This window comes from Chitinophaga sp. CF418, from assembly GCF_900142925.1.
In the GTDB taxonomy this organism is placed as follows: Bacteria; Bacteroidota; Bacteroidia; order Chitinophagales; family Chitinophagaceae; genus Chitinophaga.
Map to the genome: position 1 here is coordinate 95,855 of NZ_FRCN01000008.1, position 23,478 is coordinate 119,332.

Consider the following 23,478-nt stretch of genomic DNA (forward strand, 5'->3'; position numbering starts at 1 on the left):
GCTTTACAACCTTGCATCCACAAGATCCCTGTTAAGACAGGCTTTTGTATCGAAAATGACACCGTTATTCCTGATGATTTTCTTATAGTCCAGCTCTAAAAACTCCTGGTGAGCTACCGCTACGATAATAGCATCATAAACAACAGAACTGCCTAACTTCTTAATAATGTCTACGCCGTATTCATGATATACAGTTTCTTCATTCGCCCATGGATCGTATATGTCCACATCCAGTCCGAACTGCTCCAGTTCATGGTAGATGTCTACCACTCTTGTATTCCTTACGTCAGGACAATTCTCCTTGAAAGTGATACCCAGTATCAGGGCCTTGGAGCCTTTTATTTTGTGATCCTTTTCGATCATCAGTTTCACCACCTTGTTGGCCACAAACTGTCCCATCGTATCATTCACTCTTCTTCCGGACAGGATGACCTGCGGATGATAGCCCAGTGATTCCGCCTTATGCGCCAGGTAGTAAGGGTCCACACCAATACAGTGACCTCCCACCAGTCCCGGTTTATACTTCAGGAAATTCCATTTGGTGCCGGCAGCTTCAATAACATCATTGGTATCTATTCCTATTTTGTCAAAGATCAGGGCCAGTTCATTGACGAATGAGATGTTGAGGTCACGCTGTGCGTTCTCAATCGCCTTGGAGGCTTCCGCCACTTTGATGCTCGGCGCTTTATGGGTGCCGGCTTTAATGATAGAGCCATAGAGGGCGTCTACAACAGTGGCAATCTCGGGGGTGGAACCGCTGGTGACTTTCTTTATTTTAGTCAGTGTATTGACCTTGTCGCCGGGGTTGATCCTTTCAGGGGAATATCCAACAAAGAAATCCTTATTGAGTTTTAAGCCCGAAACTCTTTCCAGTACAGGCACACAATCTTCCTCTGTACAGCCGGGGTATACTGTAGATTCATAGATGACGATATCGCCTGGTTTCAGGGCTGCACCGATCATTTCTGAAGCCTTCAGCAATGGCTTCAGGTCGGGCGCCTTAAACTGGTCAATAGGTGTAGGTACTGTAACGATAAATGTATTGTAGTCCCTGAGCTCTTCTCTATTGAAAGAAAAACATAATCCTTTGCGGGACTTTCCACTTTTTTTCTTCAGGTTCATCGCTTCCAGCAACTCTTCCATATCCGCCTCTTTCGTGCGATCATGGCCTTCACTCAACTCTGCAATGCGTTCCTGGTTGATATCAAATCCCATTACATTATAATGCTTCCCAAACTCAATTGCCAGGGGCAGTCCAACATATCCTAACCCTATTATGGCAATGCTGCGTTGTGCTATTTTTGTTTCTGTCTCCACAGCTATCTGAAGCTGATTAATTTCTTCTACAACATTGTTCATAAAAAACAGATTAATAAAGATTTTTAGAAAAAATTTCCGTTGACATAGACTTCTATTTTTTTGCCAGCGAACGTTTCACCTTGGATATTAAACCATTGGTAGAGCGTGCTGTATCCGAATAACCATAGCCGTAACCATACCCATATCCATAACCATAACCGTATCCGTAACCGCTACCGATCTTCACATCGTTCACAATGATGTTCATCTTAGGCAGTTTGCCGTTGAGGTGAAGATCCCTGGAGAGCAGCATCTGCTGCTTGAAGGTATATCCTTGTCTTACCAGGTACAGCGTTGCATCAGCAAAACGTCCCAGTAGCTGAGCATCCGTTACAAGGCCTACAGGTGCAGTATCCACAACGATGTAGTCAAAACGCTGTCTCAGCTCGCGAAACAACTTTTCTGTAGCAGGCAGCAGCAGCAATTCTGCAGGATTTGGCGGAATAGGACCGGAAGAAACGATGTAACAGTTCTCATGAAAGCCGGAAGGCTTGATCAGTTCTTCCATATTTGTTTTCCCGATCACGTAGGTACTGAAGCCGAACTGGTTCACCAATCCCAGCTGCTCTGAGATCTTCGGTTTACGAAGGTCCATTTCCATGAGTACGACCGACTTTCCGGAAAGTGCCAGTACAGAGGCGATATTGGTCGCCACAAAAGATTTTCCCTCGCCACTCATACTGGAAGTAAGCAGGATCACCTGTCCCTTGTCGCCCAGTATAAACTGAAGGTTTGTCCTGATAGCCCTGAACTGTTCCACCACCGGCGCAACAGATCCTTTACGTACCACTACCAGTTCCTTATGATCGGAGTGTCCGACCTCAGCCAGGATAGGAACAGGGGTATTGTTGACAATATCTTCCCGGCTTCCAATTCTGCGGTTGAAGAGATCTTTGAGATATAATGCAATGGCAGGGATCGCCAATCCTCCTATCAGGGCGAACAGATAGATCATAGTCCTCTTCGGGGCAAATGGAGCAGACTCGCTCTTAGCCGGGTCTATGATCCTTGCCATAGCCAGGTTGGACGATTTGGAGATGGCTGACTCTTCGCGTTTCTTCAGCAGGAACAGGTACAGTTCCTGTTTTACAGCCTGTTGTCTTGAAAAGTCCAGGAACACTCTTTCTTTGCCCGGCACCTGTTTGATCTGGCTGTTGATGCCGCCCATACGGGCTTTCAGCTGATTAATACTGATCACGACACCGCTTTTCAGAGAAGCGACATTAGAGCTCAGGTCAGCCCTCAGGGAAGCCAGTTGCTCATCTAAATTCTTTATAAAAGGGTTTGTTTCTGTAGTGGTCATCAGGCTGCGCTGCCTGTCCAGCTGCATGGCATTATATTTCTCCACAATGGAAAGGAAGGTAGGATCCTGCACTACCAGGGAAGAGGGTACGATGCGTTTATTATTACTCTGGTCTTTGATATACTGTTCAATAGATTCTACTATACTCAGCCTCACCTCCTGTTCTGTGAGCTGCTTGGTAATGTCTTCCGTACCGGATACCAATACTTTAGCCTGCTCTCCCAGGTCAGCCAGATCGTTCTCCTGTTTGAACTGCTGGATCTGTTTTTCGACGCCCGACAGTTCACTGCTCACCAGCACCAGGCGGTTATCTACGAACGCGATAGTGCTGTCCACAATCCTGTTCTTGTCCTCCACACTGGCCTGCAGGTATTTCTCAATCAGCTTGTTGAGGATGATCTCCCCTTTCCTGGGTATAGTAGCCTCTATGCCGAGATTGATCACACTTACCTGTTTATTCGGTATTTCCACGTTGATCTTCTTCTGGAAGGCGGCCACTGCATTATCGAATGAGGTAACGTTGATGACATATTCTTCACCCACCAGATCGAACTGTTTGTTCCTTGTGATACATAAGATGCCTTCAGCGAGCTGGATGGTATCGCCCCAGCTCAGGGACTTTTCAGTATCGCCGTTCCTGAAGAGGAATTTATTTTCATCGACCGGTTTTAAAATATACCGCACATTTTTGAGGGTATCTTTCAGATATATCCAGTTAGCGGTAAACGGCACATCCAGCACTTCTGCTTTCTTGAGATGACCTTCTACTACATAGGTAACATTCAGTTTCAGATCCCTTACTACCTTTTCAATGATAGATCTTGATTTCAGGATTTCCACTTCATTGTCGACGTTACTTTTTGTACTGAACAATTCCAGCTGATCCAGTATTTCCTGGCCCTGTATGTCGCCGCCCTTCTTGTCGTCTTTCACCAGGATCTTTGCATTGACATTAAACCTGGACGTTGCATATCTCAGGTATGCCCATGCCAGCGTACAGGTCAGTAACAGGCATACTACGAACCAATACCATCTGTTGCGGAGCTTTTCCAGGATGTTTTGTACATCAAGCGTATTGTCAGGTAAAAGCTCTGCTTCTATCTTATTATTTACTGCACCGTTAATGTGATTCCTACCACTCATATTATGGGATTAATTATAATTTAAGTCTGGTTGCAAGAACAACTATGAGAGACAACAGAGACACTGCAATTGTGAAATTCCTTGTTTTTGCAACATCTGTAGACTCAACTTTTGTTTTGTTCGGCTCAACGTATATAACATCTCCCTGGCGTAAATAGAAATACGGGGAAGTGAACATTTTGCTATCGTTGAGATTAAAACGTATGAATTCTTTTTTCACGCCTGCATCTCTTATCAGCAGGATATTCTCTCTCCTTCCATAGATGGTGAGATCTCCCGCCATCCCGAGCGCATCGAGCAGCGTTACTTTTTCATTGGGCATGATGTAAGAAGATGGTTTTGTCACTTCACCCAATACAGTGATCTTAAAATTGACGAAGCGGACGTTTACGACAGGATCTTTATAGTATTCAGCAGCTTTGCCCCTGACCTCGTCTCGTACAACGTCAGTGGTCTTTCCTTTTACGAATACTTTCCCGATCAGTGGCAGCACCACATATCCGTCTTTGTCAACGAGGTATCCGCTGATGGAGGAATTAGAAGAACCAGTGCCTGTTGCACTGCCCGGCGATAGCGGGCTTCCGTCTATAGGCCAGGTAGCGGTATTCTGCTGATTCAGCAAAGCTGTTGCAGAAGGATCGAGTGTTTGTATGCTTACCTGTAAAATATCGTCGGGTTGTATGGGAGGTGTGTAAAAAGTAGCCTGATCAATGGCTGTCTTTCTTACTGAATCAGGAATATCTTTGAAATAAGCAATATTCTTAGGGCTGGAACAAGATGTAAAATATAAAGACATAGCGCCTGCCATCAGTAGAAGCAGGTAAACTCCAGGTTTTGTAGTGCGACTCCCGCGGTTAATAATCCTCATTATAAAATTAACTGTTTAAAAAAGGTCTACCACCGGCATACCATTGGGTATGCGGATAATAATGTATTGATTGATTACTATAGTTTTATCTTATCCTTATCCAGTTGTTCGAACGCAGAATTTCTACTGATAAATTCCGGTACGAGTTGTTTCATCAGAACTACTGTAGGGGTGATGTAATGCTTCTGAGCAGAAGCAATTAATTTTTCGATGTGCTCATTCACTTCAACAAAATCGTATTCACGAACGCGGGCTATCATGATTTTCTCATGATAGGTACTGAGTGTATTTTCTGCATTGTTCAACAGTTCTTCATATAGTTTTTCCCCCGGGCGTAATCCTGTAAACACTACCTGTATATCTCTGCCAGGCTCTCTGCCGCTCATGCGGATCATCTTATTGGCCAGATCAGCTATTTTCACCGGCTGCCCCATATCGAATACAAATATCTCGCCACCTTGTCCCATTGCTCCAGCTTCCAGCACCAGCTGGCAGGCTTCGGGAATGGTCATGAAGTAGCGGGTGATGTCCGGATGTGTAACAGTAAGCGGACCTCCTTTCTCCAGTTGCTGTTTGAATCGCGGTATAACTGATCCGTTAGATCCTAATACATTACCGAACCGTGTTGTGATAAACCGTGTGGGCGGCATACCATATATCGGACCTGACTTTTTATATTGACGGTTAACGTGGTTATTGTAAGACTGTGTAAATATCTCGGCTATCCGTTTGGAAGCGCCCATGACATTGGTAGGATTCACTGCTTTATCAGTAGAGACCATTACAAATTTCTCCACCCCAAATTCGACTGATAATTCCGCCAGCGCCTTCGTACCCATTACATTGTTCAGCACGGCCACAGAGGGGTTCTTTTCCATCATAGGCACGTGTTTATAGGCGGCAGCATGATATACCACAGAGGGTTCATATACTTCAAACAACTGCTGCATACGGATGCGGTCGCAGATATTTGCGATATAAGGTACAACCGGTATATTAGGCGCCATCTCTCCTATTTCCAGTTCGAGTTCATGCAGGGGTGATTCTGCTTTATCGCACATCACAAGCACAGCGGGCTCCAGTTTAACCAGCTGTCTCACCAGTTCACTACCAATAGAGCCGGCAGCTCCTGTTACGAGAATCGCTTTGCCTCTTGCTTCACGGCTGACCTGTTCGTTATTGATACTGATAACGGATCTGTCCAGCAGGTCTTCAATTCTGATGTCCTGCAATTTGGCGGGACTCCATTCAGCGTTTATCCATTTATGAACAGGTAATACCTTCTGCACTTTAATGTTCAGCGCGATGCAATTATCGACAATATCGCTGAGTATCTGTGCATCAGGAGCTTCTTCTGCAACGATGAGCAAGCGGACTTTTTCCTGCCTCATCAGTCTTTCGAGCGAGCTTCTGGAAGTGCCGTAGATAGCCAGTCCATCCAATCGTTTACCCGTACGGGTGAGTTTATCGTCCAGGAATCCGGCAACGCGTATACAGCCTGTTTGATCTTCACTGATAGCCTTCCGCACCATCAACCCGGAATGGCCTGCGTTATATATAACAGCTTTGGTTTTATTGATAGTGCCGTACCTGTTATAATAGTGGAAAGCCCATTTTACAAAGAGCCTGTACGATAGCAGGAAGAAGGTGTTGATGAAGAAATTGATAGTGATAACAGATAGGGGAATCATGTTCACCTCGGTGTACGTAAATGCTGCAACGTTTATATAGTAATAAATAACAGCACTAACGAGGCTCACACATGAAATGCGCCCTATATCAGCCATACTCGTATATCTCACAATGCCTGTGTAAGTACGAAACAATAGCGATAACAATAAATTCACACTCACAATAACCAATACAATATCCTGCATGGGGTATCGACCAAAGTCTTCGAGGTTAAAGTTAAGCCTGAGTAAAAAAGACAAGCTCATTGCAACAATCGAACACCCGAGGTCTAATAACAAAATCAGCCAGGATGGGGTAATCCATGATCTCTTAGTCATCGGTTTAATTAGATAAGGTTAAAACTGTATCAGTATTTCTTTTTTCAATAACTCGGAATCTCTTAAAACAGTGTGTTTTTCAGTATTTTATGTTCTAACCTGTGTGCAAAATAAATACATAATGTTAAATTTTGTCCAGTTTATAGATGAGTTTGACCACATGTTTTTATCTCTAATATTTATATTCTATAATATTAAAAACACATTGATTCATACAATTCTTCTATACTGTTTGCTATCGGGCTTTTATTTACAGAACGTCATTTCAATCTTTCGGAACTAACAAATACGCCTAATTTAATATTCCGTATTAATACGTACCATTAAACCGACATAATCGCCGGTTCACGTATATCCAAGGGCAAAACATATCCAGATGGCGTATGCCACCTTACATAGGTCCTTACCCTTAAGAATATGGTATTACCGTGAAGCAATGAGTTTTCCATGGCACGCTAGTTAAGTTGACTAATTGGTTATGTACTAGCACTCTAAAGGCGTTATGAGCAGACTTTAAAGTAATGCTTGCTATTCAAGTGATTTGGTGAGACAGTTGAAACAAACACTATACCAAAAAGCAGCCATGCCAATTCTTTCTCAAGGCTACACTTGATAACAACTATTAAGGAGTGTTTGTTTTGGAGAATAAAAAAACCGTTAGCTCATCCGTTGTCTTTAAACAAAAAGGATTAACGAATAAAGAAATAAACAAATTCAAATTATTGCTTGTATAAACACCTGGGGCTATCTGAAAAAAAATTACCCGGTGCGTTTTACGCTCCGGGTAAAGTTTACTACAAAAAAATATATGTCTTAACGTTATTCCACAGTTAGTGTGCCGGTATAGCCACAGGTTTTGTCCTGATAACTGGAATAGCGTCGTTGGCGATTATCTGTTTGTTCTGAGGTTTATGCCATACATAACTTCTCTTCAGACAGGAGTAGCAGATATATCTGCGGATAGGGAATACACCCAACACATATTTAACAAAGAAACCACGGGGTACCCTGTCTTCAAGAACACCGTGTTTACATTTAGGGCAATCATGCAATTCAATACGCTCCACGTTGGAAGATGAGCCCTGTAGCAAAATGTAACTCATAGGTAATTAATTAGTCTGGTAAGGGATGGTAGTCAGTTCACGAACTACTTCACAAAAGTACGAATAATATTATTATTGAATTAATTTAATTTCTACTTTGAGAAGTACTTTATATGCATAAAGTTCGAAATTAGTTGCCACGGTCAATTGTTCATTCTCAAGGAAATTCTCCTGCTGGAGCCGCAGGTTTTGGGGGTATTTTAAAGAAATGAGTATGAACTGCTTAGGATACGGATATAGAAAGATAAATGTCTCTCAGCGCCAGGGCGTAAGCGCCGGTTCCATTCCGGGTCTTTTTTGCCTCATAGAAGGCTTTTCGGGCCGGATCTACTAATACGAGTAGTGCCTGCTGGCTCGCCATTTTAAACCTTTCCCTTACCGCTATCTGCTTTTCTGTGGGCGGCGTTGTGCCCGGTCCTCTTTTCCGGCCGGCAACCGTTTTACCGTTCCGTTGGCTGAAGGTGATATTTCCAACACTACCGGATGCACCCTCAAATATCAGGCTGTACAGAGGCACGCCGTTCAGTGATAAGTTTGATCTGTTTACTAACATGATTTACAATTTTAGTGTCATAAAATGCGCCCCGGCCGAAACCGGGACGCTGTTTTAATAATGCACACATTTAAACCTCTGGCGGACGAATTACCAGGTAAAAGGGGCGTGTTGATTACCGGACGGCATACGCGCCCTGTCTTCTATTACCTCGTCACGCCTTTACGATTACGGAATAGTAAACTCACGCGTGGTCTGATTGCCGGGCATATCTGTGGCCGTAATGGTGATACGGGTACCTGTAACCGCCGGATTCGCGACAGTGGCAGTGTATTTCCAGTCTTTGCTGTTACCGCCCGCCGCTGTAGCCTCTCCTTCTTCAAGCAGGACATTGGCGGCAGATCTGATTTCGACCCAGACCTTATCGAGTGTGAAAACGTCTTTCGCCTTGATCGTGATAACATCTCCAACGAGGCCTTTGTATTTGCCAGTTACCACGCGGCGTACTTCCGGGAAAGAATGGGCATCTTTTAATGCCAGGGCATAAGCACTCATGCCGAGTTTTACAGCGGCTTCATTGTAAGCTGCTTTTTTTGCCGGATCCTGCAATACGCCTAAAGCGTAATTTGCGGCATCTTCAAACTTTTCCCTGACTGCAATCTGCTCTTCAGTCGGCGGCAGGGAACTTCCCTTTGATTTTCTGCTGATGATCGTTTTACCGTTGCGCTGACGCAAGGTCATCTGTTTTGCGATTGTACCTGATACTCCTTCGATGAAGAAGTTTGTTTTATTGATTGCCATGTTATTTCATTTTTATTGTTACGAAAATGGATTGCCAGGCAAGCACTGCGAACGGGTGAAACAACAGGCGTCTCTCTGTCGTTTCAGACGCAGCCCCGTTTTGCGGTGATTGCTGATGCAATGTTAGGAAGGATTTCGACACGGTTTTAAACCATGTATATAAGAGCCTTTAATCCCGATATAAGACCCCTTTATCACGACATAAAGGCCTTTAATCCCAGGAGGAATTTGAATCGGTATCATCATCACAAGCCTGTAATGTCCTGAACCTTCTAAAAAAATCCTTTTTATAATTTTCGCCAAAAGGAACTTCGACGTTTCCCATTACTATTAAGTCTACGCATACCTTCTCCACATGCTCCAGGGAGATAATGTAGCTTCTATGTACACGGCAGAACATGTCTTCAGGCAATTGTTCCTCAACCTGCTTCAGGCTTTGTCTTAGGAGTATTTTCCGGTTATCGGAGAGTTTTATGGTACAATAATTAAGTTTTACTGAAATGTAGAGGATATTCCTGGTGAGGATCACCTCATGATTATCAGCGTCGCAGGTTATCAGTATGCGGTCTTTCATAAGTGTTGTTAATAGAGGTGATGAATGCAAGGGAAGAATGAGAAGAAAGGATGGTGCGTGGAGATAGTCGTAGTCGTAGTCGTAGTAGGGGTAGTTGTAGTAGAGGTAGCAGGCTTAGGTTGGTTAGGGAATACAGCAGGGTTTGAGGGTTCATAATGGATTTAGCAACTGGGGTGTGTTTTGCTGTACGTGTCATGATTTTGAAGTTTTAATTTTTTAATGATTTAAATAACTATAAGAGCTTCATCAGAAAGGAATTTTGAATTAGGTTGATATCCAAAAATAATGGAAATAATAATCTGAAGATCAATTTCATATATATTTTTTACACCACATAATTATGTGGGCTTGAATTTTATGTGGCCCAAAATTGGTCTGCATGTAACCCGGATACAACTAGCATATGACCTGCATCTTCCTCCGTCTTTCTTCCGTTAAAGACGGAGGAAGAACGGAGGAAGAACGGAGGAAGATGCAAGTTTGATGTAAGTTTGATGCAAGTTTGATACACTTCTGATACATCCCATTTTTACAATTCCGATTTCTTTGCTATTTTACCATAATGAAAGGCTTGCAAATAGATACCAGCAGCAAAATTCCCGTTTACATGCAGATCGCGGATTCCATTATGGCAGCAGTTCGCGATGGTATTCTGACCCGGGATCAACAGATCCCTTCCATTAACGAGTTAAGTGAACAATATTTGCTTTCGCGTGGCACGGTAGAGAAGGCTTATAAAGAGCTGCGGGATAAGAAGGTTATTATCTCAGTAAAAGGTAAAGGATATTTTATCAACCGGACAGACGTTGTCATCCCGCTTCGTATATTATTAATCTTCAACAAGATCAGCAATTACAAAAAGCAGGTTTACAATTCTTTTGTAAAGGCATTAGGTGATAACGTATTTGTAGACCTTCATATCCACCACCATAGTGTTCCGTTATTCGAGAACCTTATCAACAATCATCTGGGGGATTATGATTACTACGTGATCATGCCACACTTTTACGAACAGCCGGGAAAAGTTTTGGAAATATTGCGGAAGATACCTGCAGAACAATTAATCCTGCTTGATAAAGATCTGCAGGAACTAACAGGTAACTATGGCACGGTATACCAGAATTTTGAGAAGGATATATACGAAGCATTGCATGAGGCGCTACCAGCGTTGAAGAAGTATGATAATCTGGTATTTGTAAATCCGGGAATTACGCCCTACCCGATGGAGATTGAAAAAGGATTCCGATACTTCTGCCGTATGCAGGATTTTAATTTTTCGGTTATTGAAGGCATAGAAATGCATACTCCGATCAGCAAAGGTCAGGCATACATTATTATCGAGGAAACTGACCTGGTGAATCTTGTAAAGATATGCAGGAACGAGCAGCTTACCATTGGAAAAGATATTGGTATAGTATCGTATAATGAAACACTATTAAAAGAAATTCTGCTCGATGGTATAACAGTTATCTCCACAGACCACGAGCAGATGGGCGCCTCTGCTGCCAGAATGATTACAGAAAAGAAACAGGAGCGGATAAAAAATCCCTTTAAACTAATTCTGAGAAATTCTTTGTGATACATTGCTAGTGATGCTCCATGTAATCTTTAATAGCTGAGTGATAGACACTCTTACCCTTTCTTACCTTGTAGTTTGCCTTCTTCAAAGGGTCTGCGATGATACTCTTTGCGTAATCTACCGCATCCGCAAACTTATCATTAGACTCCAATTGTGATTCCGACAGCACCACGTTGCTCATGTCCGGATATTTACATACATAGTCCTTCCCCGCGACATTTCTTATTACGAATTGCTTGTTATTACGGCCCCGACTGATTTTCCAGCCCTTCCATAATCGATTGTTTGTTCTTGCCATAGTTTTTTACATCGAAATTAGAGAATTATCTATTGCGGGTTTTACGGATTCCACTCCATATAACCTATAGTAAATCAACACATTACCCCACTCCCTGATTTTCTCCAACTTTCCAAGATTCAAAAAAACAGTGGGAACGATCATCCGCAACCGATTATTTGCATATATTTGCAACCGAACGGTTTCAATAACTAATTATTTGACCAATGAGAAGGGATGTTTTTCAAGCCATCGCTGACCCAACCAGGCGGGCAATTATCCTATTGATCGCATCACAAGCGATGACGCCCAATGCCATTGCGGAACACTTCAATACCACCCGGCAGGCGGTGTCCAAGCATCTGCGCATATTGGCGGAATGCCAGCTGGTAACACAGGAGCAGTCTGGCAGGGAAATTTTTTATCAACTTAATGGTGACAAAATGAAAGAGATCGACAAATGGCTCGACCAATTCAGAAAAATATGGGAGAGCCGTTTTAACGAGCTCGATAAAATATTATTAACGCTTAAAAACGATAAAAAATGAACGTCAACTTAGCCTTTGATTTTTCCGTTGATAAGGAAAACAAAACCATCACCGTAAAAAGAGAATTTGATGCAGCAATTGCCCTCGTATGGGACGCCTATACCAAAAGCGAGATCCTTGACCAGTGGTGGGCACCAAAACCATGGAAAGCAAGAACTAAAACCATGGACTTCAGAGAAGGCGGATACTGGCACTATGCCATGGTAGGACCGGAAGGTGAAGAACACTGGGCACTGGCTAACTACCAAAAGATTCAGCCTCAGCAATCATTCACCGGGCTTGATGCCTTTGCAGATGCTGAAGGTAACGTGAACAAACAACTGCCCCAGTCAAAATGGGAGATCTCTTTTACTGATAAAGGACAGGTTACACTTGTACAGATACACATCTCCTACGATGACCTTGCTCAACTGGAAACTACTATTCAGATGGGCTTCAGGGAAGGATTAGCAATGGCAATGGAAGGACTGGACGAATTGTTGCCTTCATTAAAAAAATAGATTAAATTTAGACTATCTCACCACGTAAACACGAAAAACTACATTCAGGAAAAAAGAACACTATGAAGAAAAAAATTCTATTTGTTGTTAGTCTGCTGTTTGGACTGATGTTCATTAATGCAGGATTGAACAAGTTCCTCAATTACATGCCACCGCCGAAAGACATGCCTGAAAAAATGATGAAGGTAATGGGCGCTATTATGGAGATCACCTGGCTGATGCCTCTTGTCGGAATTGCTGAAATCGTAGGCGGCATACTTTTCATTTTCCCTAAAACCAGGGCGCTTGGTGCAATCATCATTTTGCCGGTAATGGTAGGGGTTATGCTGACTACTATCACAGTGGCGCCTTCAGCATTATCTATCGCGCTTCCATTATTCCTGATAAACCTCTGGGTGATCATTGAGAACCGGGAAAAATATCTCCCGATGGTAAAATAGAAAACAGCTTTACCGTCATAACTACAGAACCATTCAGGACTACAAAGTATCTGGACAAGGGCATCTTCATCGGAGGGTGCCTTTGTCATTTCAAAAAGCGTATGTTATCAATTACCAACACGCACCCTGTTATCCTCTTTCGCCAATAATTTCAGGGAGAGGTCGGCTGGCCTCTCCCCTGCTGATATTCAGATGTTTTGTCCCCGCTAAATGACTATACTAATTTCGTAGCTGTATTCAGCCTGCCAGCCACATCATCCCAGTTGATGATCTGCAACATATTATCAACGAAATCGGTTCTTTTATTTTTATACTTCAGGTAGTAGGCATGCTCCCATACATCGACCACCAGTAATGGTATGACACCCCATTGAGTTAACTTTTCATGATTCTCACATTGCAGGATGGTGAGTTTATCACTATACGGCTGATAACCCAGAATTCCCCAACCGTTACCATCCACATCTTTGGATGTTTTAGCCAGGTAGGTTTTCAGCTTATCATAACTGCCAAAATCCTTCTCAATCCGCTTTAAAAGATCACCTTTCGGTTCAGTCTTCTTATTCGTCAGGTTTGTCCAGAAGATAGTATGCAGCACATGAGACGAGAAATGGTAAGATAACTTCTTCGTCCAGTAATCTACCGTTTCCAGGCTGTTGTCGTCCAGCGCCTTCCTGATCTTCTGCAGATCGCCATTTGCTGCTTTTACGGCACCTCCATGGTGAAACGTGTGATGGAGGTAGACAGTTTCCTCATCCATGTATGGCTCCAGAAAATTTTTGTTGTACGGTAAGGGCAGGTGCTGAAAGTTACCTGCGGCATCCGTTAGCTTGTCCAATCCATTAGTGCGGTAATTTTCTGCTAACACGGAATTGGCGGGTAGTAACGCCGTCAGCGAGAGGATACCAGTTGCAGAAAGAAAATCCTTACGGTCCATTTATTTTTCTTTAAACGTTAATTAAATCAGATCTGGAATAAATTTTATCAGTAACCCGATTATAGCGGCCAGCGCAATAATGAGCAGTTCAGATACTCTTTTAAAGTTGAGTAGGATGAGTATTGTTCCCAGTGCAATGATGACGGAGGTGATATCAGTAAACTGACGTTTTGCAAGCACCAGTACCGCCCCTGCAATAGCGCCTATAGCAGCAGCCGTTACTCCATCAATAAACGCCCTGATAGTGGCATGCTTTCCGTATTTCTTAAAGTAGGGCGCTGGTAATACTGTAAACAAGTAACAGGGCAGAAAGGTTGCCAGTGCCGCTACGCAGGCACCCGGCAATCCCGCTACGAGATAACCAATAAAGCCCACAGTGATCACTACCGGTCCGGGGGTGATCATGGCCACGGCCACGGCGTCCAGGAACTGCTGTTCATTCAGCCATTGATATTCTTTCACGACGCCACCGTACAAAAAGGGAACAATGGCCAGTCCGCTACCAAAAACAAAAGCCCCGGCTTTCAGGAAGAACCATCCTGTTTGCACCAGTTTTTCATCCGCAGATAACTGACCAGTTATTTGCAGGAGTGCAGGAGCATACAAAACTGACTGCATTGTATTGGGCAAACGGGGACGGATCTTCCATAACCAGACAGCAATGCCGCCTAACAGCATCAGCCAGATCAGCTCCTTCTCATAGATGAAGGTAGATATGGTCAATACCAGGAAAATGATCCATAAGAGCCGGTCCTTTCCCAAACTCTTTTTTGTGAGTTTATAACTGCTGACAGCTATAATGCCTATTACCGCCGCTCCAATACCATAAAACAGGGCCTGCATCCAGGGCAGGCCGCCAAATTGTACATAAGCCATCCCCAATGCCACCACCATCAAAAATGAGGGCAACACAAAGGCCAAACCCACCAATGTGGCCCCCAGGATCTTATAATCAACGTATCCGATATAAATGGCTAACTGAGCGGCTAATGGCCCCGGCGCTAATTGTGCCAGCGCCAGTCCCTCTTTATAGTCCTCTTCCGTGATCCACCCGCGTTTCTCCACCAGGTCGCGGTTCATATACCCAACCAAAGCCACCGGTCCACCAAAACCAATGGTCCCCAATTTCAGAAAATACTTCACCAGGCCTGCCAGTGTGTAAGATTGCTTCTCACTCATACAAGTAATTTATAAGCTACGCCTTACCGCAGTGCGGCGATAACTATTGCAATGCTACTGCCTGTCGCAGGCAAAAAATAGAACGGAAATGACCTGTTTGTATGGAAATTACTTTTTACCCGGCTTTTTTCTATAATCCGATGGGTTCTTGCCAGTGTGTTTCTTGAAAATGCGTGTAAAATGACTTTGATCCGAAAACCCTGTCAGATAGGCAATTTCTGTTAGTGAATAAGTCGAAGTCTGCATCAGCGTTATAGCTTTCTCTATGCGCTGTTTACGGATATACTCACCAAAAGACAGGTCTTCAAAATACTTTGAGAACTCCCGTGAGAGATATGAAGGACTGATCTCAAGTCCTTTCGAGATTTCCTTCAGACTTAAATTGGTATCAATATGATCTTGTATGATTTCTTTCAATTCCTTCGCCCAGGCAGGGGTTCTCTTCTTAGTACCTGGTGTTGATCTCAGATAAGTATTGAACACATTCAACAACAGGTTTTCAAACGGCTGCTGCGTATGTTTTTCTTTCTGCAGATGCTTTGCCCAACTATACAAGCCGTCATATATGATCATGCCTTTTTCAAGCAGGTCCTGGTCGTCCGGATAGTTAAAGGCAAGTCCGGCTGAAATCGCCCACAGACCTGATGACTGAGCTGCCAGTTCATGATGATCCGTATCAGCGCCGCGTACTATGACGGCGAGCGTGCGTATGGCAGGGTCTTCTATCTGGTACTTTTGTACGAAGTAGTCGAATGTGCAATAGTCACCGTAATGGGTAAACTCCACACCCGGTATGTCAAAAGGAGTAGCGTTCAGTTGTTTTGCCTTTTCTGTTACCTGATCGAACGGAACGTAGATGATCTCTGCGTCTTTGTCGATGAATCTTTTAATAAGCCAGGGACAGGCAAGGCGGTCGATCTTAGGCCGTTCACGGGTGATCCATTTCATGATGAGAAGTAAATGGCGGCAAAGTACGGTTTTTGAGGGGAAGTCGGGATACTACCTTAATTATTAGGCTGCCACGGCTTGCAAATATTTTCGGTGATTAACATGCCGTTAACGCTAAGGCCAAAAAGTGTTTTGTTACATCACCGCAGGAGATAAATTGCAAAAAAGCATTCAAAATCTGGCAGCATTATCCGATAGCGGCACAAAGATGCTAATGCGTTACGCAAGGGATAAGCGCAACGGCGTACCTGTTAGAGTAGATTTTGGGGCTATTAACGCAATACCTCCTACTTCGGCATCGGCGTACTAATCTCTATCTTCCTTTTCATCACTTTCTGCAAACTTCTGGCAGAATCAAGATGTGTGTACAGCAACGGCAGACTATTACTGGCAAAAGTCTTCACATCAGGATCTGTGGCATATTTTGCCGCTTTTCCGAAATCCTTAATGTCTTTGTTATAGTCATTCACCGTAAGGTCAACATATGACCTGTCGAACTCAATGCCGTTCTTCTTGAGGAGATTTTCTTTCTCCTTCTGCTGATGGTTGGATATATCCGCAGGAAGTGTCACGTTTTTGGCGGCAGCCAGTTTCTTCAACTTTGCTTCCGCTTCTTTATGATCCCGGGCGATCATTTCACCGAGATCTTTTACCCGCTGATTGCCGGATCTATCCCTGGCCATCTGCCCCATTTGAGATTCCAGCATCACCCCGCTGGCTGTATTCACAAGGAAATCAGCATCATCCTTTGTCAATGCAATCGCCGATGAATCGTCCGGACGGCTCTCCGTATCAATTCTTTTGGCATTTACTTCTTTAGCACTTTTTACACTATCGGGATTTCTGCTGTTGCAGCTGAGAAAGATGGAAATAACTATAAGACCCGAAGATAATCTGACGAAATTTTTCATGGTCTTTTCCTATAACCGGCTCAAAATGTATGCCATGAGAACAGGACAATATGATTTACTATCCCCTTTAGAACGATTTCTACAACAGTTCAATAAACATTACATACCAAACGGATATGTTTCCGGTATCTTTTCATCAGGTTTTAATGCAATAACAATATTGAAATGTCCACAATAATTATACCCCTCCGAACCGCTTCCTGCTTATGTCCTGCCTGGTGGAAGCAGGTATGGTAATTGTGCTAACATAATATCGTTTCACCTATAAAACTATCGTTATGTCCATCGTAAAAGTAATTGAGATCATCTCCTCTTCTGAAAAGAGTATAGAAGACGCTATTCAAAACGCAGTGACAGAAGCGTCAAAGACCATACACAACATAGATTCAGTGTTCATAAAAGATATTAAGGTACATGTGCAGGACGGGAAAATAACCACTTATGGACTGATCTGTAAAGTATCTTTCAGAATTGACGAAAAAGTGAAGGAACACGTATAAACTTTGACAATGCATTAACGGCAGCCGGCAGATTACCGGCTGCCGCTTAAAGACATTATACACCCGGGATGGTGTCACAATAAAAATCAGTTGATACGCTTGTCAAATCCTAGTTCCACCAGCTCAGTATAGGCTTTCCATACATCCTCCGGTATTTCCTGAGGTATCTGAAATCCTTTACTGCTATATGTTTTTATCCTGTACAGATCACCCACCAGCGTATTGAGAAAAGTTTCATAAGAAATACTGCCACGAGAGAAATAATCCGACATTGATATTTTAGGGGATGTTACTGATATGGGCACTTCTTTAAAATGATTTCTGAAAGTGGCATAAGTACGCCGTTCCATATAAGGCTTATGCACAAGAATAAAGCTTGAGGGGTTAATATTACGTTCTTTCAATAACTGCATGCTAAAAACGACGTTTTCCCCGGTATTGGTCGATTTGTTTTCCAGGATGATGGCAGATTCCGGGACCCCTCTTTTTATCGCTAATTCCGCAAATGTTTCAGCTTCGCTTACTTTCCAGGTCTCCTGTGTCAGATATCCGAAACCACCGGAGAATACGATCAGCGGAGCAAATCCTTCCAGGAAAATATCCGCAGCTCTTTCAGCAACGCTGGTATCATGGCTCCCTAATACCAATATACAATCTGATACTTTAATCTCCTGATGCAGGCATAGATAGTCCCATAATTTCCGGGCCAGCTGAAACGTCTTGTCGTCTTGCATAAATTATTTCCGTTGAAAATAGTGATCTACAATATCGTATCCTAATAATACTAATTATACCGTTTATATGCAACCCTGGAGAACAATCATATCACTAAATGCCGGGTTTTCAAAAACACTGACGATGATCATACCGGTGCATTTTTTAATGAAATATCTTTGAATTGAAAAACCAGATCTCATGATACTGACTATAACAATGAACCCGGCACTCGACAAAAGCACTACCGTAGAGAAAATGTTTCCTGAGAAAAAGCTTCGTTGCGCGCAGCCGGTCACAGAAGCCGGCGGTGGCGGTATTAACGCCAGTAAAGCCATTAAAGAGCTGGGCGGAGAGAGCCTGGCACTCTACCCTGCCGGAGGCGCGAACGGCACAAGGCTGCAGGAATTGCTGATGTCATTGGGCATCAATAGTATAGTCGTGCCACTGAAGGGAGAAACGAGAGAGAACATCACGGTTACTGAGCTCAGTCATAATCAGCAATTCCGGTTTGTGATGCCGGGGCCTGCACTGGACGAAGAAGATGTGGAAAGATGTCTTGCAGCTGTCGAAGCCATACAACCGGTACCCAACATTATTGTGGCCAGTGGCAGCCTGCCTCCCGGTGTACCTAACGATTTCCTTGCACGGCTGGCGCTTTTATGCAAACGTACGGGCTCAAAGCTAATCGCAGACACATCCGGAGAACCACTATTACAGGCTGCCGGGAAAGGCATATACCTCTTGAAACCCAACATGTCGGAACTATGCAGCCTGGCGGGTAAAGAATACCTGGAACTGGACAATGTAACGGAAGAGGCCAGGAAGGTCATTGAAAAAGGTTATTGTGAAGTGCTGGTAATATCTATGGGACCTGCAGGCGCATTACTCATCACCAAAGATCTGAGTGAACGGATCAGTGCGCCCGCTGTAAAAAAGAGAACGGCTGTCGGTGCAGGCGACAGTATGGTGGGGGGTATGGCCTGGATGCTGGACAAGGGCGAGCCTTTACTGGCGGTGGCAAAATTTGGTGTAGCCTGCGGTACCGCTGCCACTATGAATGCAGGCACACAACTATTCAAAAAAGAAGATGTATACCGGCTGTACGAATGGATCAACCGATAATATCCGGCGGCTACACACGCTTACCCAACAGGCCATCACAGCTCATTACAAGGTGCTATAACGATGTACGAAGCCAGCTCGGATAACAGTTTATGTATGCAGATCATTCAAACATTAGGGCGTTGATAAGTGTTATCAATTATAACAAAGCTCCGTGGACCGGACCAATATGCCAGCTACTACTTATGTGTGATGATGCGGTCATCAGACTGCCGGGATAGTATCTTTTTTCCACGGAGGGACGTCAGCTAACTTCTGAAAACAACTATGCATGCTATCACTGTTCTACAGGTCAGCAGCATTCATGTGCATTTCAGGTTTTGTATTTGCCTGTGCCCGACCAATGCCGGAAGGCTGTTGCCATACCACTGACAAAATGAACTGATTGATGCTGATGTTCACATCAGAAGGAATCAACACACGGCTAAGGTGGTAATTTTTTGTATTACCCGCCACTGAAAAAAAAGAACCATGAAAAAGATACTTGCTGTTATTGATGCTCTTAATTACAAAGAAGAGCAACTGGATGTGATAGCATATATTTCCGATTTGTTAAAAAGTAATTTAACCATTGTGATGGCGGAAGATATGGACAGTATCCCCACCTTTATAGGCCCTGATTTTGCGGCAGGTGTACCCGAACGCTATTATGAGATCGTTGTAAAAGCCTGCGAGGAAAAAGGTAGCATTATCAAAAATAATATAGAAGCCATGCGGATGGCATGCCAGTCACGCAACCTGTTCTGCGCCGCACAGAGTAACAGGGGATCTACTACAGAAGAGATCATTCTCGAAAGCCGCTTTGCCCACCTGGTACTGCTGGAAAAAAACCTGTCCTTTCCTCTCCTGTTTGACGCAACCCCAACAAAATTTACCAAAAATGTGTTGGTCAATGCACAATGCCCGGTGCTTGTAATATCGGAAGATATGTCTGTAGTAAAGGGCGTTGTTTTCACTTACAATGGTGCATTTTCTTCCATGTACGCCATAAAGACATTTGCTGGCATGTTCCCTGAAATCGTAGCCAAAGAAGCAACAGTGATCTATGTATGTGAAAATGGGAGCAACACCATACCTCATGAAAAACTGCTGAGGGAGTGCCTGGGCTGTTACAACAGGAACATTTTCTACAAGACACTGACAGGCAAAGCCGACACAGTAATACAGTCTTACCTGCAACAGAAGCAACATTACATCAGCACCTTCGGGGCCTATGGCAGAAGCAGGTTATCCCGTTTCTTTAATAGCAGCAGTGCAGAAAATGTACTTCGCATGACGAAAGGACCACTATTCATTACCCATCCATAACATATGCCAATTTCACATCAGGGGAACAATGAGCCGGTACCACCACCTTTCCGGGAGCATCGCAGATTCCGCCGCCCCTTCATTTTATCACTAATTCGCAAATCTTTCCATCTCAGACATCCAAAGATGATCATAAACATCTTTCAGGGCAACCATGATCATTTTCCCCTCTTTTCTGCCATGGTACATTTATAGCAAAAAATGTATGCAGAAAACAACCTGCCTGTTGTTACTACTCTTAATGCAGTATTGCAATGTTGCAGCCGGACAACCAATGTGCTGGCTACCTGCGGATTGTGCAGGAAACAGACAGACCCTTTTTAATTATTTCGACCAGTCCGCATTGCTCGGACTCGATGCACATGATTATGCATATACGCTGGTACAGCAACTGAAAGCCGGTACAGGGCCTGCAGATTCCGCTGAAACAGATAAACAGCTGTCTCAGGCCGCTATTGCATTCTTTACCGACGTGGCATACGGCACTAAGGCAGCCAGAGTGGGATATGACGGTTTGAAATATACGCCGGACTGCATAGACATACCCAATATGTTGTACCGTGCCCTTTCCGATAATACCCTCGGAGAGCTGCTCGGTAAACTCGAACCTACCTGCCCCGAATACCTTTCTCTCAAAAATATGATTGCCGCATATACGCAACGTTTACAGCATAACAGTTACCATCCCGTAAAGATCAGTAGCGACATCGTAGACAGCACCAATCATCCCCTGATAGATAAACTGTACCAGCTGGGTTATCTGGATACTGCCAGCTACAACATACAGGAAGACACCTTAAGGATCAGGGTCCGGGCAGCACAGCACCTGTTTGAATTCCTGGAAGACGGTGCGCTGAAACGCGGTGTGCTTGAAGAATTGAATATTCCGCTTGAAAAAAGATTATCCGAGTTAAAACATGCGCTGAATACATACCGTTGGCTGAACTGTGTACGCCAATACCAGTCAGTCATTGTTGTGAACATCCCGGCAGCGGGGCTCTATCTTTACCAGGGCGACAGCCTGCTCCTGTATTCCCGTACGATTGTAGGAAAAGAAAGTACGCCTACTTCTCCCCTCACCAGCAGGATAGATGAGATCATTATGTATCCTTACTGGACGGTACCCTACAATATTGCTACCAGAGAGCTGCTGCCAGGCATAAAAGGTAATCCGGCGGCATACCTGGACGCGGGCAATTACCAGGTACTAGACAAATCCGGCAGAATACTGGATCCTTCCACTATCAGCTGGCAGGCACTCAGCAAGACAAATTTTCCCTATACCATCCGGCAGATGAACGGGTGTGACAATTCGCTGGGTATTATCAAGCTGAATTTCTTCAATCCTTACAGCACTTATCTGCATGACACGCCAGGTAAAAGCTATTTTATGTTCAACAAACGGTATTTCAGTCATGGGTGTATCCGGGTGGAAGACGCGATCCCACTGGCAAGGCTACTGCTGCCGGAGGAAACGCAACGTATAGACAGCCTTGTCAAAGTGGCCGCTGCCCCTCAGAAAGGGCCTGTTGTCATTCCCGTGAAGCAGAAAACACCAGTGTTCATACTGTACGAGGTAGCCTGGCCGGATCAACAGGGAAATATCAGGTTCTATGACGATGTATATAACAAGTTCAGATAACAGTTTATGCAGATTATTCAAACATTAGCGCTTTTATAAGTGTTATTAGATGTATCAATACTCTGTGGACCGGGTCAATATGCCAGCTACTACTTTTGGGTGATAATGCGGTCATCCGACTGTCGGGATGTATCTTTTTTCCACTGAGAGCGTCGCCTAACTTCGGAAAAACAACTATGTATGCTATCACTGTTCTACAGGTCAGCAGCGTTCATGTGCATTTTGGTTTTCATGTTTGCCTGTACCAGGCCAACGCCGGAAGACCGTCACGCAACATCGCGGGATAGTCTGGCACAATCATCTACAGCGTTTTCAGATGTGTTATCAGATGAAATAAAGGATACCGGACGTTATCAGCGTTTCCTTCTTCATCTTGTACATAACAATCCATCGGAGAAGTGGCCTGTGTATGGAGCAGTTCCTCCGGAGGGGGCACTGCTTCCATATCACAGGATCGTTGCCTATTATGGCAACCTCTATACGCCGGCAATGGGAATACTGGGCATGCAGCCTGAAGAGGAAATGCTGACCAGATTGAAAGATGAAACAGCCAGCTGGCAGCAGGCAGACACAATGCTCCCCGTATTGCCTGCCCTGCATTACATTGCTGTTACAGCCCAGGAAAATCCGGGGCCTTCGGGTAAATACCGCCTGCGTATGCCACAGGAACAACTCGAAAAAGTGGTTGCGCTGGCGTATCAGGAAAAGACCCTGCTATTCCTGGACGTACAGGTGGGCCTAAGTACCCTGCAGGATGAACTGCCACTACTGGAAACATATCTGCGCCTACCGGAAACGCACCTGGGAATAGATCCTGAATATTCCATGAAAAATCTGCAGGTGCCCTGTTCCAGTATAGGCACCTTCGATGCGGCAGATATCAACTATGCCATTACTTTCTTGTCGGACATTGTGAAGAAATATAATCTGCCACCCAAAATACTGGTGGTACACCGCTTTACGCAGGCGATGGTGACCAACTATAAGAATATTAAGACGGTGCCCGAAGTACAGGTGGTGATCAATATGGATGGCTTTGGCTCACCCGCCAAAAAGATCGATAGCTATACCGGCTTCGTTGCGCGGGAACCGGTGCAGTATACCGGCTTCAAATTATTTTACAAAGTAGACCCGAAAACAGGCAAACGGTTGATGCAGCCGGAGGAAGTACTGGCCTTGTATCCCAGTCCTGTTTATATTCAGTACCAGTAAATCTC

25 protein-coding genes are annotated in these 23,478 nt (G+C 44.1%); 10 read left to right on the forward strand and 15 right to left on the reverse strand.

The features are described 5' to 3' along the window. Window positions 1–3: 3 nt before the first annotated feature. The 8 genes from F3I09_RS18325 to F3I09_RS18360 all read right to left on the reverse strand — a co-directional run bounded on the left by F3I09_RS18325 (window position 4) and on the right by F3I09_RS18360 (window position 9,653). Window positions 4–1,359 carry a nucleotide sugar dehydrogenase gene (locus F3I09_RS18325; protein ID WP_149696488.1) on the reverse strand — a complete coding sequence of 452 codons (1,356 nt, stop codon included), beginning with the start codon at window positions 1,357–1,359 and terminating at the stop codon, window positions 4–6. 52 nt (window positions 1,360–1,411) lie between these two features. Beyond that, window positions 1,412–3,805: a polysaccharide biosynthesis tyrosine autokinase gene (locus F3I09_RS18330; RefSeq protein WP_149696489.1), complete on the reverse strand. Its 2,394-nt coding sequence runs from the start codon at window positions 3,803–3,805 to the stop codon at window positions 1,412–1,414. Window positions 3,806–3,818: 13 nt separating this feature from the next. Next, window positions 3,819–4,673, reverse strand: a complete 855-nt coding sequence (locus F3I09_RS18335; protein WP_149696490.1) for a polysaccharide biosynthesis/export family protein — start codon at window positions 4,671–4,673, stop codon at window positions 3,819–3,821. A gap of 77 nt (window positions 4,674–4,750) precedes the next feature. After that, on the reverse strand, window positions 4,751–6,475 hold the full coding sequence (locus tag F3I09_RS18340; RefSeq protein ID WP_223233288.1) for a nucleoside-diphosphate sugar epimerase/dehydratase: 1,725 nt from the start codon (window positions 6,473–6,475) through the stop codon (window positions 4,751–4,753). A gap of 1,037 nt (window positions 6,476–7,512) precedes the next feature. Beyond that, window positions 7,513–7,785, reverse strand: coding sequence for a hypothetical protein (locus F3I09_RS18345; protein WP_149696492.1), 273 nt, complete (start codon window positions 7,783–7,785; stop codon window positions 7,513–7,515). A gap of 223 nt (window positions 7,786–8,008) precedes the next feature. Next, window positions 8,009–8,338, reverse strand: a complete 330-nt coding sequence (locus tag F3I09_RS18350) for a hypothetical protein (RefSeq protein WP_149696493.1) — start codon at window positions 8,336–8,338, stop codon at window positions 8,009–8,011. A gap of 168 nt (window positions 8,339–8,506) precedes the next feature. Beyond that, entirely contained in the window at window positions 8,507–9,079 is a 573-nt protein-coding gene (locus F3I09_RS18355) for a hypothetical protein (RefSeq protein ID WP_149696494.1), read from the reverse strand. 211 nt (window positions 9,080–9,290) lie between these two features. After that, a complete protein-coding gene (locus F3I09_RS18360) occupies window positions 9,291–9,653 on the reverse strand; it encodes a LytTR family DNA-binding domain-containing protein (RefSeq protein WP_149696495.1) in 363 nt (120 codons plus the stop codon). Window positions 9,654–9,677: 24 nt separating this feature from the next. Between F3I09_RS18360 and F3I09_RS34605 the strand changes: the two genes are divergently transcribed. Continuing rightward, complete coding sequence (locus F3I09_RS34605) at window positions 9,678–9,809, forward strand: hypothetical protein (RefSeq protein ID WP_255479770.1); 132 nt, start codon at window positions 9,678–9,680, stop codon at window positions 9,807–9,809. Between the two features lie 406 nt (window positions 9,810–10,215). Further along, window positions 10,216–11,232, forward strand: a complete 1,017-nt coding sequence (locus F3I09_RS18365; protein WP_149696496.1) for a GntR family transcriptional regulator — start codon at window positions 10,216–10,218, stop codon at window positions 11,230–11,232. A 7-nt stretch (window positions 11,233–11,239) separates the two neighbouring features. On the opposite strand, the gene F3I09_RS18370 is transcribed toward F3I09_RS18365, so the two are convergent. Next, a complete protein-coding gene (locus F3I09_RS18370) occupies window positions 11,240–11,530 on the reverse strand; it encodes a hypothetical protein (RefSeq protein WP_149696497.1) in 291 nt (96 codons plus the stop codon). 206 nt (window positions 11,531–11,736) lie between these two features. Here F3I09_RS18370 and F3I09_RS18375 point away from each other — a divergent pair, with 206 nt between their 5' ends. From F3I09_RS18375 to F3I09_RS18385, 3 genes are all read left to right on the forward strand, one after another. Then, window positions 11,737–12,057: a helix-turn-helix transcriptional regulator gene (locus tag F3I09_RS18375; protein ID WP_149696498.1), complete on the forward strand. Its 321-nt coding sequence runs from the start codon at window positions 11,737–11,739 to the stop codon at window positions 12,055–12,057. Beyond that, the gene (locus F3I09_RS18380) at window positions 12,054–12,557 is read left to right on the forward strand and encodes an SRPBCC domain-containing protein (protein ID WP_149696499.1); all 504 of its coding nucleotides are present in this window, start codon (window positions 12,054–12,056) and stop codon (window positions 12,555–12,557) included. Before F3I09_RS18375 ends, F3I09_RS18380 begins: the two co-directional genes overlap by 4 nt. 62 nt (window positions 12,558–12,619) lie before the next feature. Next, window positions 12,620–12,997, forward strand: a complete 378-nt coding sequence (locus tag F3I09_RS18385; protein ID WP_149696500.1) for a DoxX family protein — start codon at window positions 12,620–12,622, stop codon at window positions 12,995–12,997. A 214-nt stretch (window positions 12,998–13,211) separates the two neighbouring features. Here the strand turns inward: F3I09_RS18385 and F3I09_RS18390 are convergent, their stop codons facing one another. The 4 genes from F3I09_RS18390 to F3I09_RS18405 form a co-directional block, all read right to left on the reverse strand. Continuing rightward, window positions 13,212–13,934, reverse strand: coding sequence for a superoxide dismutase (locus F3I09_RS18390; RefSeq protein ID WP_149696501.1), 723 nt, complete (start codon window positions 13,932–13,934; stop codon window positions 13,212–13,214). A 21-nt stretch (window positions 13,935–13,955) separates the two neighbouring features. Beyond that, window positions 13,956–15,113 carry a chromate transporter gene (locus F3I09_RS18395; protein WP_149696502.1) on the reverse strand — a complete coding sequence of 386 codons (1,158 nt, stop codon included), beginning with the start codon at window positions 15,111–15,113 and terminating at the stop codon, window positions 13,956–13,958. A gap of 108 nt (window positions 15,114–15,221) precedes the next feature. After that, window positions 15,222–16,061 carry a chromate resistance protein ChrB domain-containing protein gene (locus tag F3I09_RS18400; protein WP_149696503.1) on the reverse strand — a complete coding sequence of 280 codons (840 nt, stop codon included), beginning with the start codon at window positions 16,059–16,061 and terminating at the stop codon, window positions 15,222–15,224. 287 nt (window positions 16,062–16,348) lie between these two features. Then, entirely contained in the window at window positions 16,349–16,972 is a 624-nt protein-coding gene (locus F3I09_RS18405) for a DUF4142 domain-containing protein (protein WP_149696504.1), read from the reverse strand. Between the two features lie 278 nt (window positions 16,973–17,250). Here F3I09_RS18405 and F3I09_RS18410 point away from each other — a divergent pair, with 278 nt between their 5' ends. Beyond that, window positions 17,251–17,472, forward strand: a complete 222-nt coding sequence (locus F3I09_RS18410) for a dodecin family protein (RefSeq protein WP_149696505.1) — start codon at window positions 17,251–17,253, stop codon at window positions 17,470–17,472. A gap of 86 nt (window positions 17,473–17,558) precedes the next feature. Here F3I09_RS18410 and F3I09_RS18415 read toward each other — a convergent pair whose 3' ends face one another. After that, entirely contained in the window at window positions 17,559–18,206 is a 648-nt protein-coding gene (locus F3I09_RS18415; RefSeq protein ID WP_149696506.1) for a YdcF family protein, read from the reverse strand. Window positions 18,207–18,387: 181 nt separating this feature from the next. On the opposite strand from F3I09_RS18415, the gene F3I09_RS18420 reads away from it, so the two are divergent. Beyond that, a complete protein-coding gene (locus tag F3I09_RS18420) occupies window positions 18,388–19,311 on the forward strand; it encodes a 1-phosphofructokinase family hexose kinase (RefSeq protein WP_149696507.1) in 924 nt (307 codons plus the stop codon). A gap of 285 nt (window positions 19,312–19,596) precedes the next feature. On the opposite strand, the gene F3I09_RS34610 is transcribed toward F3I09_RS18420, so the two are convergent. Further along, window positions 19,597–19,731, reverse strand: coding sequence for a hypothetical protein (locus tag F3I09_RS34610; RefSeq protein ID WP_255479771.1), 135 nt, complete (start codon window positions 19,729–19,731; stop codon window positions 19,597–19,599). Window positions 19,732–19,782: 51 nt separating this feature from the next. On the opposite strand from F3I09_RS34610, the gene F3I09_RS18425 reads away from it, so the two are divergent. From F3I09_RS18425 to F3I09_RS18435, 3 genes are all read left to right on the forward strand, one after another. Beyond that, on the forward strand, window positions 19,783–20,619 hold the full coding sequence (locus tag F3I09_RS18425) for a hypothetical protein (protein ID WP_149696508.1): 837 nt from the start codon (window positions 19,783–19,785) through the stop codon (window positions 20,617–20,619). 205 nt (window positions 20,620–20,824) lie between these two features. Next, window positions 20,825–22,261 (forward strand): L,D-transpeptidase family protein, encoded by a 1,437-nt coding sequence (locus F3I09_RS18430; RefSeq protein ID WP_188133861.1) that lies wholly within the window; start codon window positions 20,825–20,827, stop codon window positions 22,259–22,261. 180 nt (window positions 22,262–22,441) lie between these two features. Next, a complete protein-coding gene (locus tag F3I09_RS18435) occupies window positions 22,442–23,473 on the forward strand; it encodes a hypothetical protein (RefSeq protein WP_149696510.1) in 1,032 nt (343 codons plus the stop codon). Window positions 23,474–23,478 lie beyond the last annotated feature (5 nt).